Annotated in this window: 12 protein-coding genes; 5 read left to right on the forward strand and 7 right to left on the reverse strand. The window is 70.1% G+C overall.

Annotation, left to right across the window (positions count from 1 at the left end):
* Positions 1-3: 3 nt before the first annotated feature.
* The 3 genes from AB3X10_RS18340 to AB3X10_RS18350 form a co-directional block, all read right to left on the reverse strand.
* Positions 4-2,229, reverse strand: coding sequence for a TonB-dependent hemoglobin/transferrin/lactoferrin family receptor (locus AB3X10_RS18340; RefSeq protein ID WP_369976860.1), 2,226 nt, complete (start codon positions 2,227-2,229; stop codon positions 4-6).
* Positions 2,230-2,406: 177 nt separating this feature from the next.
* Positions 2,407-2,607 carry a hemin uptake protein HemP gene (hemP, locus tag AB3X10_RS18345; protein WP_145705519.1) on the reverse strand — a complete coding sequence of 67 codons (201 nt, stop codon included), beginning with the start codon at positions 2,605-2,607 and terminating at the stop codon, positions 2,407-2,409.
* A gap of 192 nt (positions 2,608-2,799) precedes the next feature.
* On the reverse strand, positions 2,800-3,771 hold the full coding sequence (locus tag AB3X10_RS18350; protein WP_369976861.1) for an aldo/keto reductase: 972 nt from the start codon (positions 3,769-3,771) through the stop codon (positions 2,800-2,802).
* Positions 3,772-3,970: 199 nt separating this feature from the next.
* On the opposite strand from AB3X10_RS18350, the gene AB3X10_RS18355 reads away from it, so the two are divergent.
* The 4 genes from AB3X10_RS18355 to dusB all read left to right on the forward strand — a co-directional run bounded on the left by AB3X10_RS18355 (position 3,971) and on the right by dusB (position 8,012).
* Entirely contained in the window at positions 3,971-5,269 is a 1,299-nt protein-coding gene (locus AB3X10_RS18355; protein WP_369976862.1) for a NupC/NupG family nucleoside CNT transporter, read from the forward strand.
* 46 nt (positions 5,270-5,315) lie between these two features.
* On the forward strand, positions 5,316-6,269 hold the full coding sequence (locus AB3X10_RS18360) for a ribokinase (protein WP_369981886.1): 954 nt from the start codon (positions 5,316-5,318) through the stop codon (positions 6,267-6,269).
* 129 nt (positions 6,270-6,398) lie between these two features.
* Positions 6,399-6,959: a DUF4893 domain-containing protein gene (locus AB3X10_RS18365; protein WP_369976863.1), complete on the forward strand. Its 561-nt coding sequence runs from the start codon at positions 6,399-6,401 to the stop codon at positions 6,957-6,959.
* Between the two features lie 54 nt (positions 6,960-7,013).
* Positions 7,014-8,012, forward strand: a complete 999-nt coding sequence (dusB, locus tag AB3X10_RS18370; protein ID WP_369976864.1) for a tRNA dihydrouridine synthase DusB — start codon at positions 7,014-7,016, stop codon at positions 8,010-8,012.
* Positions 8,013-8,229: 217 nt separating this feature from the next.
* Here the strand turns inward: dusB and AB3X10_RS18375 are convergent, their stop codons facing one another.
* The 3 genes from AB3X10_RS18375 to AB3X10_RS18385 form a co-directional block, all read right to left on the reverse strand.
* Positions 8,230-9,303 (reverse strand): metal-dependent hydrolase, encoded by a 1,074-nt coding sequence (locus tag AB3X10_RS18375; protein WP_369976865.1) that lies wholly within the window; start codon positions 9,301-9,303, stop codon positions 8,230-8,232.
* Positions 9,304-9,571: 268 nt separating this feature from the next.
* Positions 9,572-10,246: a hypothetical protein gene (locus AB3X10_RS18380; RefSeq protein ID WP_369976866.1), complete on the reverse strand. Its 675-nt coding sequence runs from the start codon at positions 10,244-10,246 to the stop codon at positions 9,572-9,574.
* A gap of 129 nt (positions 10,247-10,375) precedes the next feature.
* On the reverse strand, positions 10,376-11,041 hold the full coding sequence (locus AB3X10_RS18385; RefSeq protein WP_369976867.1) for a hypothetical protein: 666 nt from the start codon (positions 11,039-11,041) through the stop codon (positions 10,376-10,378).
* Positions 11,042-11,472: 431 nt separating this feature from the next.
* Here AB3X10_RS18385 and AB3X10_RS18390 point away from each other — a divergent pair, with 431 nt between their 5' ends.
* The gene (locus tag AB3X10_RS18390; RefSeq protein ID WP_369976868.1) at positions 11,473-11,799 is read left to right on the forward strand and encodes a hypothetical protein; all 327 of its coding nucleotides are present in this window, start codon (positions 11,473-11,475) and stop codon (positions 11,797-11,799) included.
* A gap of 24 nt (positions 11,800-11,823) precedes the next feature.
* Here the strand turns inward: AB3X10_RS18390 and AB3X10_RS18395 are convergent, their stop codons facing one another.
* Positions 11,824-14,082 carry a tetratricopeptide repeat protein gene (locus AB3X10_RS18395; RefSeq protein ID WP_369976869.1) on the reverse strand — a complete coding sequence of 753 codons (2,259 nt, stop codon included), beginning with the start codon at positions 14,080-14,082 and terminating at the stop codon, positions 11,824-11,826.
* Positions 14,083-14,418: the final 336 nt, after the last annotated feature.

Below are 14,418 nucleotides of genomic sequence, written 5' to 3' on the forward strand. Positions count from 1 at the left end.
CCGCTACCAGTCCAGCGCCAGGCTGACCGAGACGTTGCGCCCGGCGCCGGTATAGCGGTCGAGCACCGCGCTGCTGGCCAGGGTCGCGCTGGGCAGGTTGTTCCAGTCGATGTAGCGGCGATCGGCCAGGTTGAACACGCCGACGTTGAGCCTGGCGCCGGGGGTGAAGTTCCAGTGCGCGAGCAGGTCCAGCGTCGCGTAGCCGGCCGGCGTGTAGTAGCTCGCCAGCGCCGGGCGCTTCTTCTTCGCCACGAAGGTGCCGACCAGTTGCGCGCCCCAGCTGTCGCGATCGTAGGCCAGGCCGAGCACGCCGCGCAGCGGATCGATCGAGTTCAGCGGCGCGTCGTCGGTCTTGTTGTCGCCGCGCGCATAGGCGGCGCTGGAATGCAGCGACCAGCCGGCCCAGCGCGCGTCCAGCGCGCCGACATCGACCCCGGCCTTGGCCTCCACGCCCTTGATCACCACGTGATCGACGTTGCGCGACTGGTACAGCATCAGGCCGTCGGCGTTGTAGCCGACGAAGCTGTAGGACTCGATGAAGTCGCGGTAGTCGTTGTAGTAGCCGCTCAGGCCGAAGTACCCGGCCGCCGCGGTGTAGCGCAGGCCCAGCTCGGCGCCCTTGCTGGTCTCCGGCTTCAGGTCCGGGTTGGCGATGGCGGTGTAGCCGAACTGCAGGTTGGTGAAGCCGATGTTGACGTCGTTGTACGGCGGCGCGCGGAAGCCGTGCGCGTAGTTGGCGTACAGCGACCACGCGTCGTCGATGCGCCAGATCGCGCCGAGCTTGGGCGAGACGTTGCTGTCGGTGACCTTCTCCGCGGCCACGCCGGGGTTGTCGACGGCGAAGATCGCATCGACCTGCGGCGATAGCCGGTAGTAGTCCACGCGCAGGCCCGGGATCAGGCTGAAGCGGCCATCGGCCAGGCGCATCTCGTCCTGCAGGTAGGCGCCGGCCTTGGTGGTCTCGGTGACCGGGAAATCGCGCACCGGGAACGTCTCCACGCCCACGGTCTTGCTGATCGCCCCGGTCGTCAGGTTCTGCGCGTAGCCATCGCGCTTCTCGTGGGTGTCGCTCCACGACAGGTCGATGCCGTAGCTGAAATCGTGGACCACGCTGCCCTGGTCCACCTGCTTGTGCAGGTTGGCCTGCAGACCGTACAGGCGCTGGTCGAAGTCGTGTTCCATGTGCCGCAGGGTGTTGTTGCTGCGGCGCTCGTCGGTGCGCTGCAGGCTCTCGCTGTCCTGCCGGTACAGCTGCCACTGCAGGTCGTCGGCGAGCAGCGTGTCGAGCTGGTCCACTTCGTGGGTCAGCGACACGCGGGCGCGGGTCTGGTGGTCGCGGCCGCGCTGCGACAGGATGCTGGAGGTGACGTTGCTCAGCGCATCGATGCTGGAATAGTCCTCGTTGCCTTCCACGGTCAGCTTGAAGCGCTGGTTCGCGCTTGGCGCGTAGACCAGCTTGCTGAGCAGGCTGCGGCCGTCGCTGCTGAGCGGATTGGGCGCGGTGCGCGCCGCGCCGGTGCTGCGGTTGTCGCCCTGGGTCTCGCTTTCCTGGCCCTGGCGGTGGCTGACCGCGGCCATGCCGCTCCAGCGCTCGCCGCCGAACGCGACCAGCGCGCCGGCGAACAGGCCGTCCCACTCGCTCTCGTAGCCGAACTTCAGGCCCACGTAGCTGTCCTTGCCGGGCGCCAGGTAGTCGGCCGGATCCTTGGTGACGTAGGCGACCACGCCGCCGAGCGCGTCCGAGCCGTACAGCGAGCTGGCCGGGCCGCGCACGATCTCGACCCGCTTGAGCGTTTCCATGTCGACGAAGTTGCGGTTGGCGTTGAGATAGCTGCCGAAGCTGAAGCTGTCCGAGACCGGGATGCCGTCGGTCTGGATCAGCACGCGGTTGCCGTCCAGGCCGCGGATGCGGATGCCGCCGACGCCGCTGAAGCGGCCGCTGTTGCCGGTGACCGAGACGCCGGGCGTATAGCGCAGCAGGTCCTCCAGGTCGTACACCAGTTCCTGGTCCATCTGCTCGCGGTCGATCACATCGACGCTGCTCGGCACCTCGACGATGGCGCGCTGGGTACGCGTGGCGGTGACCTGCAGGCGGTCGAAGTCGCGCGGCGTGGCGGAACCGGCGGAACTGTCCGCATCGACGGCGTCGGTGGCGGTGTCGGGAGCGGCGTGCGCGCAGGCGGCCAGGGCCAGCCACAGCGCGCCGGTGAGCGGAGCGGTACGGATCATGGAAGTCATCGGTGGGTCGCGAAAAAATCCCGGCCGCGCCGGCACGCAGGCCGGCGCAGGGGCCGAGGGGAGAGAAACGGTCGCGACTGCGGGCGGCCGCGGCGGACCCATCGGGTCCGGCCAGGTGGCGGCAGTGTCGAGCGGGGGGTCCGGCCGCGCGCTGCGCGGCCGGACGGCTTACTTGGTCAGGATCAGCTTGTCGTTGCTGGTATGGCGCAGGCGATAGACGCGGTCGCCGTGCTGGATCAGCACCTCGCGGCGCCCTTTCAGCAGCGCCTCGCTGCCGATGGTCTCTTCGGCCGGCACCGCGCGCGGCAGCGCGCGCTCGCGCAGGCTCAGGGTTTCGGGGTGACGCAACAGGACGGGTTGGGCGGTCATGGTCGAGCTCCGTACACAGGGGTCGATACGGATGATAATGATTCTCAACAATTAAGCAAGAGCCGTTCTCGTTTGCGACGATTCAAGCTACGGATGGAAAATCGATCTTCGACAGCCGCAACGAATCGCCTATTGCGCACGGCCTTTGGCCAGCCATGCTCCGACCGGCCTTCGCGCCGAAAGCGGGCCCGCTCAGGCCACCGCCGCCTCGACCTGCGCCCACCACGCCGGATCCTCGCGCGCGGCCAATGGCAGCGCCTCGAAGTTCTGGACCAGTTGGGCGACGCGGCTGGCGCCGAGGATCACCGTGGACACGTGCGGATTGCGCAGGCACCAGGCGATCGCCAGCGCCGCCGGCGCCACGCCCGCGCCGGCCGCCAGCGCGGTGAAGCGGCGCGCGCGCTCCACGCGGCGCTGCGCCGGCGGCCCAATCACCTCGTCGTGCAGCCAGGCGTTGCTCGCCTGGCCCAGCCGCGAGGCCGGGTCGATGCCGTCGTTGTACTTGCCGGTCAGCAGGCCCGAGGCCAGCGGCGACCAGATCGTGGTGCCCAGGCCGAGTTCGGCGTACAGCGGCGCGTATTCCTGCTCCACGCGCTGGCGGTGCAGCAGGTTGTACTGCGGCTGCTCCATCGACGGCCCCTGCAGGCCGAGCGCCTGCGCCACCCGCGCCGCCTCGCGGATGCGCTCGGCCGGCCACTCGGAGGTGCCCCAGTACAGCACCTTGCCCTGGCGGACCAGCGCGTCCATCGCGCGCACGGTTTCCTCCACCGGCGTGTCGGCGTCGGGGCGATGGCAGTAGTACAGGTCCAGGTAGTCCACCCGCAGCCGCTTCAGCGCGGCATGGCAGGCATCGGTGACGTGCTTGCGCGACAGCCCGCGCTGGGTCGGACGCGGCGTGGCGACCGCGCCGAAGTAGACCTTGCTGGACACGCAATAGCCATCGCGCGGCAGCCGCAGGTCGGCGATCACGTCGCCCATCACCTGCTCGGCGCGGCCCTGCGCGTAGACCTCGGCGTTGTCGAAGAAGTTGACCCCGTGGTCCCAGGCGGCGGCGATCAGGTTGCGCGCTTCGTCGCGGTCGATCTGTCCGCCGAAGTTGATCCAGGCGCCGAACGACAGCGCCGACAGCTGCAAGCCGGTGGCGCCGAGGCGACGGTAATGCATGCGAACTCCTCCTGCTGGACGGGCCCGCGAACGTGGCCGGCGGGCGGCCGCACAGTGTAGCGAGCCCGCCGGGATCCCGCGTACTGCGCGCAATGCTTGATCCATCAAGGATTTGCGGCGCTGAACGGGGTTTACCTTGCCGCCCGTCACCCCCTGCACTAGGCTTCCTCTCTTTGGTCCGGCGATCCAGGGGAAGCAGATGGTCGAGGGTTTGGGGAGGATCGGCTTCGGCCTGTTCGGGTTGGCGGTGTTGATCGGGATCACCTGGCTGTTCTCGAACAACAAGCGCGCGGTCGATTGGAAGCTGGTCGCAACCGGCCTGATCCTGCAGATCGGCTTCGCCTCGCTGGTGCTGCTGGTGCCCGGCGGGCGCCAGGTCTTCGACTGGCTGGGACAGCTGTTCGTGAAGGTGCTGAGCTTCGTCAACGAAGGCTCCGGCTTCATCTTCGGCAGCCTGATGGACACCAAGACCTACGGCTTCATCTTCGCCTTCCAGGTGCTGCCGACGATCATCTTCTTCTCCGCGCTGATGGGCGTGCTCTACCACCTGGGGGTGATGCAGGCGGTGGTACGGGTGATGGCCTGGGCGATCACCAAGGTGATGCGCGTGTCCGGCGCGGAAACCACCAGCGTCTGCGCCAGCGTGTTCATCGGCCAGACCGAGGCGCCGCTGACGGTGCGCCCGTACATCCCGAAGATGACCGAGTCCGAGCTGCTGACGATGATGATCGGCGGCATGGCGCACATCGCCGGCGGCGTGCTGGCCGCCTACGTGGGCATGCTCGGCGGCACCGACCCGGCGGAACAGGCGTTCTACGCCAAGCACCTGCTGGCGGCGAGCATCATGGCCGCGCCGGCCACGCTGGTGGTGGCCAAGCTGCTGATCCCGGAAACCGGCACGCCGCTGACCCGCGGCACGGTCAAGATGGAAGTGGAGAAGACCACCAGCAACATCATCGACGCCGCCGCCGCCGGTGCCGGCGACGGCCTGCGCCTGGCGCTGAACATCGGCGCGATGCTGCTGGCCTTCATCGCCCTGATCGCGCTGGTCAACGCGCCGCTGACCTGGATCGGCGACGTCACCGGCCTGGCCGCGGCGATCGGCCGCCCGACCAACCTGTCGACCATCTTCGGCTATGTGCTGGCGCCGATCGCCTGGGTGATCGGCACGCCGTGGGCGGACGCGACCACGGTCGGCTCGCTGATCGGGCAGAAGGTCGTCATCAACGAATTCGTCGCCTACAGCGAGCTGGCGCAGATCGTCAAAGGCCAGGTCCCGGGCATGAGCCTGAGCACCGAAGGCCGGCTGATCGCCACCTACGCGCTGTGCGGCTTCGCCAACTTCAGCTCGATCGCGATCCAGATCGGCGGCATCGGTGGCCTGGCCCCCGAGCGCCGCCACGACCTGGCGCGGTTCGGCCTGCGCGCGGTGCTGGGTGGCTCGATCGCCACCTTCATGACCGCCACCATCGCCGGCGTGCTGTCGCACTTCGGCTGATGCAGTTCCCCTTTCCCCAGTACCCGTTGAGAAGCAGCACATGCCTATGAGTTCGGTCATCGTCGTCGGTTCGTTCAATGTCGACCACGTCTGGCGCTGCGAAACCCTGCCCGCCCCGGGCGCGACCATCGCCGGCCGCTACAGCACCGGCCCCGGCGGCAAGGGCTTCAACCAGGCGGTGGCGGCGGCGCGCGCCGGCGCCCGCACCACCTTCGTCTGCGCGCTCGGCGACGACGCCGGCGGCGCGATGGCGCGCGCGCTGGCGGCGCAGGACGGCATCGACCTGGCCGCCGAGGCCAGCACCGAGCCGACCGGCACCGGCGGCATCTACGTCGACGGCCACGGCCGCAACACCATCGTCATCGGCGCCGGCGCCAACGCCGCGCTGAGCCTGGGCTTCGTGCAGGCGCAGCGCGCGCTGCTGGGGTCGGCGCGGGTGCTGCTGGCGCAGCTGGAATCGCCGATCGAGACCATCGAGGGCACCCTGGCGCTGGCGCGCGAGACCGGCCTGACCACGGTGCTCAACGCGGCGCCGGCGAATGCGCAGACCAGCATCGGCCTGCTCAAGCTGGCCGACGTGCTGACCCCGAACGAGACCGAGTTCGCCGCGCTGCTGGCGCGCCACGTCGGCGAACGCGTGGATGCCGACGACGTCGCCGCCACCGATGGCGGCAGCCTGCACGCGCTGTGCCGCAAGCTGCTGCCCGGCGGCACCGTGGTGGTGACGCTGGGTTCGGTCGGCGCGTTCATCTCGCATCCCGAAGAGCGCCAGCGCGGCGATGCGCAGCCGTACTACCGCATCGGCGCCGAGGCGGCGCACACCGTGGACACCACCGGCGCCGGCGACGCCTTCAACGGCGCGCTGGTGGCCTCGCTGGCGCAGTCGCCGAACGCGGCCTTCGCCACCCACGTGCGGTTCGCCAACCACTACGCGGCGCGTTCGACCGAGGCCGAGGGCGCCGCCGCGTCGATGCCGCGGCTGGTGCCGGACGCCGGCTGAGCCGTTTCCCACAGGACGGCGCGCGACGCCGTCCGCAACAGCGCCGCTCGTCGCGCGCGGCGCGCATCACGACAAGGAGTTCCGATGCCACGTCTTTGCGCCCTCCCGTTCGCCGCGTGGTGCGCGCTCATGGCGCCGCTGTCCGCGCTCGCCGCGCCTGACTGCGACTGGAACGGCCATGCCAGCGCCGCCGACCGCGCCGCGGTCACCGTCTCCGCGCGCAGCCTGCAGCAGGCGATCGCGCCGCGCTACGGCGATGCCGAGCAGGAAGCCGGCGCGGCGCTGGCGCGCACGTTGCTGCAGCGCGCACAGACGCCGCAGCCGCTGGGCAAGCTGGAGGGCCGCTGGAAGCTGCGCTCGATCCAGGTCGATCGCGACTTCGCCTATGCCTATCCCTATTTCAAGGCAGAGATCGCGCGCGGTCCCTGCGGCTACCGCCTGCGCAAGACCAGCGGCTCGCAGCGCCGCAGCGGCACGCTGTCCGCGCTGGCCGCGGACAGCCGCGAACTGGCGTTCCTCGGCGCCAGCACGGTCAACGACGAGCCGGAAGCCGCGTATGCCCCCGGCAACGTGTCCGACGGCACCCATGGCAACAGCGTCGGCCGCCTGGTCGCGCTCGGCCCGGACGAACTGCTGCTGATCCTGGACGGCAACGACAAGGGCTTCGAGCTGTACCAGCTGGTCCGCTGAACCCGCGCACCGCGCCAAGTTGGCAGCGGCCGCGGCGGCGGCGACAATGGCCGCATGCGTATCGGCCCCTACACGATCGAACCGAAGGTGATCCTGGCGCCGATGGCCGGGGTCACCGACAAGCCGTTCCGGCTGCTGTGCAAGCGCCTGGGCGCCGGCCTGGCGGTGTCGGAGATGACCATTTCCGACCCGCGCTTCTGGCAGACCCGCAAGTCGCTGCAGCGCATGGACCACGCCGGCGAGCCGGACCCGGTCAGCGTGCAGATCGCCGGCACCGAGCCGCAGCAGCTGGCCGAGGCGGCGCGCTACAACGCCGACCACGGCGCGCAGCTGATCGACATCAACATGGGCTGCCCGGCGAAGAAGGTGTGCAACGCCTGGGCCGGCTCGGCGCTGATGCGCGACGAGGCGCTGGTGGCGCGCATCCTCGACGCGGTGGTGGCCGCCTCGCCGGTGCCGGTGACGCTGAAGATCCGCACCGGCTGGGACTGCGACCACCGCAACGGCCCGGCCATCGCGCGCATCGCCGAGGACTGCGGCATCGCCGCGCTGGCCGTGCACGGCCGCACCCGCGACCAGCACTACAGCGGGCAGGCCGAATACGCCACGATCGCGCAGATCAAGGCCGCGCTGCGCATCCCGGTGATCGCCAACGGCGACATCGATTCGCCGCACAAGGCCGCGCAGGTGCTGGCCGCCACCGGCGCCGATGCGGTGATGGTCGGCCGCGCCGCGCAGGGCCGGCCGTGGATCTTCGGCGAGATCGCGCACTACCTGGCCACCGGCGAACTGCTGCCGGCGCCGTCGCTGCCGTGCGTGCGCGACACCCTGCTCGGCCACCTGCAGGCGCTGCACGAGTTCTACGGCGAGGCGCAGGGCGTGCGCATCGCGCGCAAGCACCTGGGCTGGTACGCCAGGGACCGCCCCGAGAACGCGGCGTTCCGCGCCGTGGTCAACCGCGCCGAGACCGCCGATGCGCAGCTGCGGCTGACGGCCGATTACTTCGACGCACTGATCGCCGGCGTGTCGCCCGACCTACCCGCCGCGGCCTGAGCGGCGCGGCGCAGGGCCACGCCAGGCATTCGCGGCGGGTCCCGTCCCCAGCCGTACGCCGTTCTCCGCTCCCCCGCAGGCGCGGCGGCTGAAACGAGCGCGCCGGTTCGGCGGCGGGCCGTTCGACCAGAGCGACGACAGCGGCAGGTGGCCCCGGACGCACGTGCCCAGCGGCACCCGCACGCGGACCGGGCTGCGGCGGCGATCCCCTGGCCGCTCAGTGCAGCTCGGACGGCGCCGGCGCGCCGACCGGCGTCGCCGCTGCAGGTTCGGTCCAGATCCGCCGCCACATCCGCGCCAGCGCCGCGCCGATCTGCCCGCGCGCCACCGGGGCGCGATACGCGGCCTGCAGCTGGCGCGGTGCGATCGCCTGCCAGCCGTCGCCGCGCTGCCGCGCCACCGCGAAATTGAAGTTGTAGTCCGGCTCCAGGCCCATGCGCAGGTCGCTGAGCACCAGTTCGCCGTCCTTGACCTGGGCGCGCATGAAGCCGCGGTTGAACCAGCTCAGCCGCTGCACCGACGGCAGCGCGCGCACCTGGCCCAGCGCCTGGGTGTTGGAGGGATAGCCCTGGAACCGCATCTGCCCGCTGTCGGCGACCAGCGAGCGTTCGCCGATCACGTAGCCGCCCGGGGTCATCGCCACCACCCGCCACAGCAAGGTGTTGAACGGCATCGGCACCGAGAAGCGCGGCGCGTGCTGCAGGCCCATCGCCGCCAGCGCGCGGTCGGCCTGGCGATCGACCAGGTGCTTGGCCAGCAGCGACCAGCCCAGGTAGGCGCTGCTCAGGATCAGTCCGGCCAGCAGCGCCTGCTGCGCCACGCGCCGCGCGCGCGCCCACCAGGCGATGGCGCAGGCCACGATCAGCCACAGCGTGTAGCCCGGATCGATGATGAACACGCTGGACCACATCGCCGGCGGCGGCCGCAACGGCCACCACAGCTGGGTGCCGTAGACGGTGAACGCATCCAGCAGCGGATGCGTGATCAAGGCCAGCTGCATCGCCCAGAACCAGCGGCGCGGCGCTTCGGCCACGCGGCCATGGCCGAAGCGCCGGTACAGCCACCAGATCAGCCAGCCGAGCAGCGGCAGCACGAACAGCGAGTGGCTGAAGCTGCGGTGCACCGTCATCAGCGTGACCGGGTCGCGGGTCAGCGGCAGCAGGAGCAGCGAATCGAGGTCGGGCACGGTGCCGAGCGCGGCGCCGGCGAGCAACGCGGCGCGGCGGTGCGCGGCAGGCGCGATGGCGGCGGCGACGGCGCCGCCGAGCACGATCTGGGAGAGGGAATCCATCGGCCGATGCTAGCAGCGATGGCGCCACGGGGGCGCGGGCAGTGGCGGTGCTGGTGGCGGTCGCCGTGATTTGCTCTGTTTGCATGGCCGCAGCGGCGAGCAGTTGCAGTGCAAGCGGCAGCGGCATTCGGCCTGGATGCCTCTTGGGCCAAGCGGAGTCATGGGAAAGCGCCGTCGCGACGGCGGCGACCCGCCAGTTCGCGGTCGGCGAAACTCAAAAGAAAGGCGCCCCACCGGGACGCCTTCCCTTTCCCATACGCCGCCCGGATCAGAATCCTTCGAAGAAGAGGGAATGGGCATCGTCGGAGGAGGTGGCCGCCGTGGCGGGGTTTTCCGATTGGAAGTAGCTGATCACATCGGCCGCGATGACGCCCAGCCACTTCCAGAACCGCCCCTTCTTCTTCGACGTGGCGCTCTCGGCCGCGAATTGACCACTCGCGGCCGCCTGCTTGGACCAGTAACGCGTGGAGTGCCTGGCCACGCTCAGCCCGCCCAGGATCAGCGCGCCGTTCTTGGACCTGGGATCGAGCCGCGCCATGGCGTCCCGCTCCAGTTCCTCGAACTGTGCCGCCGCCGCATCCAGGTCCTCGGCGTTCTCGACGATCTGGTCGATCCTCACGATGAACGCGAATTCGTCGGCACTCAACTGCTGGCGCAGCCCGTCCAGATTTTCCGTCAACGGCCGCGTCGGATCGATCGCATCGATGATCGGCTGCTGCGTGGCGATGAACTGCTCCAGCGGCATGCCGGGGTCGTAGCCGCACTTCTTGACCAGCAGGGTCAGGGCCTCGTCGTGCGACACGTTCAGGTCCATCAGGCAGCCGAGATACATGTTGTGCTGAATGCCTGCCTGGTCCAGGGGGTTCTCGGCCGCCAGCGCGGGGAGACCGACGGCACTGCCGACCAGCAGGGCGGCGGTTGCGACAAAGCGCTTCTTCTTCATGAGCATTCTCTTGCAATAAATGGGTGAGGTGACTCGGGTCCATGCGCAGACCTGGGCATGTGCTCACCGACGCATGGGCACGGCGCGATGCGGTGCGGATGGAGGTGGCGCATGGGGACGGTGGTCGTGTCAGAACACGATGTCGTAGACCGTGCTGGAGGTGGTGGCCGCGGTGACGGGGTTTTCGGTGAGCAGGAAACCGACCACGTCCGACCCGACGACGGCCAGCCATCTCCAGAACCGCCCTTTCTTCTTCGCGGTGGTGTCGCCAGCCGTGGCCTCACCGCTCTCGGCCGCGTACTTGGACCAGTAGCGGTTGGAGTGCTTGGCCACGCTCAGCCCGCCCAGGATCAGCGCGCCGTTCCTGGACCTGGGATCGAGCCGCAGCATGGCTTCCTTCTCGAGTTCCTCGAACTGCACCGCCGCGGCGTCCATGTCCTCGGCGTTCTCGACGATCTGGTCCATCCGCACGATGAACGAGAATTCGTAGGCACTGAGCTGCTGGCGCAGCCCGGCCAGGTTTTCCGCCATCGGCCGGGTCGGGTCGACCGAGTCGACGATGGGCTGTTGCGTGGCGATGAACCGCTCCAGCGGCATGCCGGGGTCGTAGCCGCACTTATTGACCGCGACGGTGAGGGCTTCGTCGGGCGAGGCATTGGCGTCCATCAGGCAACCGAGATACATGTTGTGCTGGATGCCTGCCTGGTCCACGGGGTTCTCGGCCGCCAGCGCGGGGGCAGCGAAGGCACCGCCGGCCAGAAGGGCGACCGTTGCGACAAGGAGCTTCTTCTTCATGAGCATTCTCCTGTGATGGATGGGTTGAAGGTGGCTGGGCCTCCCGACGCCGTGCGGAGGTGTTCGGGCGATGTGGCCAGCGCCGCCTCGGCACGCGGCTCGATGCGGCGGTGTCAGGCTAGGCAGGCCTGCGGCGAGGCACGAGGGCGAAACCGGGTCGCCACGGGAGCGAGCCGGGTCGAATTGGCGAATCCGGGATCGGCCCCGCACCGTCGCGGACGCGCGTTCCCCGGCCTGCGGAACGGATGCCACCATCGAAGAATCAATGCGTTGCGCGGATTTGTTCCCGGTCTATACCCGCGGGCGCGCTGGCATCCGGGTCGCCACCGCTCCTACGCTGCAGGTCCCGTTTCTTCTGTTGCGAGACTCCGATGCTTGCCTTCCGTCCCGCCGTCCATGCCGCCATCGTCGTGGCCCTCCTGGCATTGCCCATGGCCGCCCACGGCCACGAGACCCTGCCGCCCGACTGGTGCCTGGAGGAAACCCAGGAGCCGGAGATCGTCGTGAAGTTCGATTTCAACGGCAGGCAACTGCAGGAGCTGATGGCCAAGTGCGGCGTGGTCGACCATGAGCAGCCGTACATGAACGCCCTGGAGACCATTTCCGCCTATTGCGACATCGTGGCGCCGGCGCGATCGGCGAAGCCGGTCATCCTCGGACCCGATACCTTCCTGGCCAGGGACCACCACACCGCCTACCGCATGGAGCAGGGCCTGAAGGGCGCTTGCGTGGTGTGCCCGGCCAAGCGCGGACGCTGAGCGGCCGGCGAGGGACGCCCGCCGTCAGACGAGCGCGTCCCGGCGGGTGTAGGCCAGCACCGCGTCGACCCTGGCCTGCAGCGCGGCGCGCGTGTCCGCCGACAGCCCGTCGCAGTGCGCGAGCACGAAATAGGCCGAACGCAGCACATCCCGCCAGCGCGGGTTGTGCGGCAACTTGGAGACCGCCAGATAGCGCTCCATCGCGCGTGCGCGCAGGCGGCCGTCGTCGATGTTCACGCGCCAGATCCGGCTGCGCTCGGCCAGTTCTAGCCGGCCGGTCCCGGTGGCCCGTTCCCAGGTGTCGATGACCGCCAGCATGAGTTCGACCAGCGTGCGCCGGAACGCATCGCGCGCCGCAGGCGCGGCGGCGCCCTCCTCCTGCTCCGCGGCCTGCCCGGTGTCGGTAGCCGCATCGCTGCCGCGTTCCTGCAAGACGAGGACGACCAGGCCGTCGCCTCCCGGCCAGGGTTCGAGCGTCGCGATCAGCGGGCCGCCGTGCCGGGCGACGAATGCGACGCGCTGCGCCGCGCTGTCCTCCATCCGCTCCAGCGCCGACTGCAGCGCGGGACGCTCGGCTTCGACCACGAAGGCGGAGACCGCCTGTCCCACTGGCTCGGCAGCGTCCGCGCCGCCGAGCCGAAGGCGTCCGGCGCGATTGGCGACCAGCACCTGACCTTCGGCATCGAGCAGGCACACCGCATCCTCGCGGCTATCGAGCAGGGTCTGCAGCAGGTTGCGATCCTCGGCCAGCGCGTCCGCCTCGCGCCGATAGCGGGCGAGTTCCTCCTCGTGGCGGATCCGCCGCGTTTCCTCCAGCAGGCGCGCGCGTTGCCGGCGCCGCTGCAGCAGCAGCCAGCCGCCAAGCGCGGCCGCAAGACCGGACACCAGTATCAGCCACAGCAGCAGCGTGCGTTGGCGCAGTTGCGCCTTGCGCAGGCTGTTCTCGCTCGCCAACTGGTCGATGGTGCGCTGCTGCTCGGCGCTCTCGAAACGGATCCGCAACCAGTCCAACTGGCGGTCGTGCTGTGCGCGCACCAGCGCTGCCGCGTCCGCGTTCGCACGCCGCAGCGTGGCGTTGGCCGCCACGGCATCGCCCGTGCTTTCCTGCAGCCGCGCCAGTTCCTCCAGCAGCGGTACCCGCACCGGATCGCCGCTGGTGGCCGATGCCAGCGCCTCGCGCAGGCGCGCCGCGGTGGCGGCGGCATTGCCTTCGAGCCGTGTCGTCCGCGCCATCTGCAACTGCAACGCCGAAGGCAGCGGCAGCTTCCACGCGTCGGCCAGCGCCAGCGCGCTGGAACTCCAGCGCCGCGCCTGCGGCACGTCGCCCAACGCCAGCGCCGCGCGGATCAGGCCGTCATGGACCCGCAGCTCATAGGCCCGGCGGCCCTTCTCGCGGTAGACGGCCAGGGCCTCCTGCAGCCAGGCCAGCGCCTGGCGCGTATCGCCGCTGTCGAGCGCCAGCTCTGCCATGGTCTCCTGCACATGCGCCGCCTCGATGGAGTCGCCCTTCGCGCGGTTGGCGGCGAGCGCATCGCGGTAGTAGCGCATCGCGGTGTCGGGCTCGCGCAATTCGCGATACACGTCGGCGATGTTGTTGAGCACGGATGCCGCTGCCCCGCCCTGGGCGCGCTGGATCCCGAGGCTGATCGTCATGTTGCGCAGGGCGCCGCGAAAATCGCCGAGACGGCGCAGCGCCGCGCCCACGTTGTTCAGATCGCGCGCCTCCGCCCCGCGATCGCCGAGCGCCCTGGACAGCGTGGCCGCGCACTCGAACCGCTCGAGCGCCTGCGCAATGCGTTCGCGGCGAAAATCGAGAATGCCGCGGCGGCGCGTGAGTTCGTAGCGCAAGCGCTCGTCGCCGCCGTCGCCGCCGTCGCCGATGTTTGCGTCGGCGCAATCCAGCGCCTGCTCGGCGGCCTCGAAGCGGCCAGCGTCGAGGCGGTCCCTGGCGTGCGCGAACAACGCTGCCACCCGCGCGCCGCGCGCCGTTTCCGGTGGCGAAAGCCCGGCATGCCGGACGCAAAGCGCCGCGTCCGGAAGCGTGCGCGCCGCCCTGTCATCCGGGCAGCCGGACACCGTGTTTCGCGCGATCGCGGTACCGTTCGCCGCGAGCAGGATGAGCACCCAGCACAGTCCGAGTCTTGCCGGAAAGCGGGCGCTTGCGGTCGTGGCGGGCGTGTGAACGACGATGCCGGAAGAGGCCGGCGCGATCGGGTTCATCCAGTTCCACGCGGATCGCAACCGCCGGCTGGACAACGCCTTTCCTGGCTTCACTTTCTCCATGAACCCCGACGTGATCGAGATGCGACGCGCTGGCGCGGCGCCGCCGTTGGTCAGTGCGGGTAACCAGACCCGATCGTGGAGTCCTGTCCGGGTTCGCCGCTCCGAAGGAACGCAGTAGACCCGATGGAGTGCATGCCGATCAAGCGCATGCCGCGCTCATGGCCGCGGCGCGTCGATTGCGGAATGTCCATCACACCGCAATGTTCGACGTCCTTCCAGCGCACGCGCCGACTGGCCAATCTGGCGGTCGGCCGCGGCGGCGCGCGCCGCCGATGCAAACGCTCGGCAAGAAGCGCGCAGGTTCGGCCGCACGAGCTGCCGAGGCACACACCCCGG

The organism is Xanthomonas sp. DAR 80977 (assembly GCF_041240605.1).
GTDB classification, from domain to species: Bacteria; Pseudomonadota; Gammaproteobacteria; order Xanthomonadales; family Xanthomonadaceae; genus Xanthomonas_A; species Xanthomonas_A bundabergensis.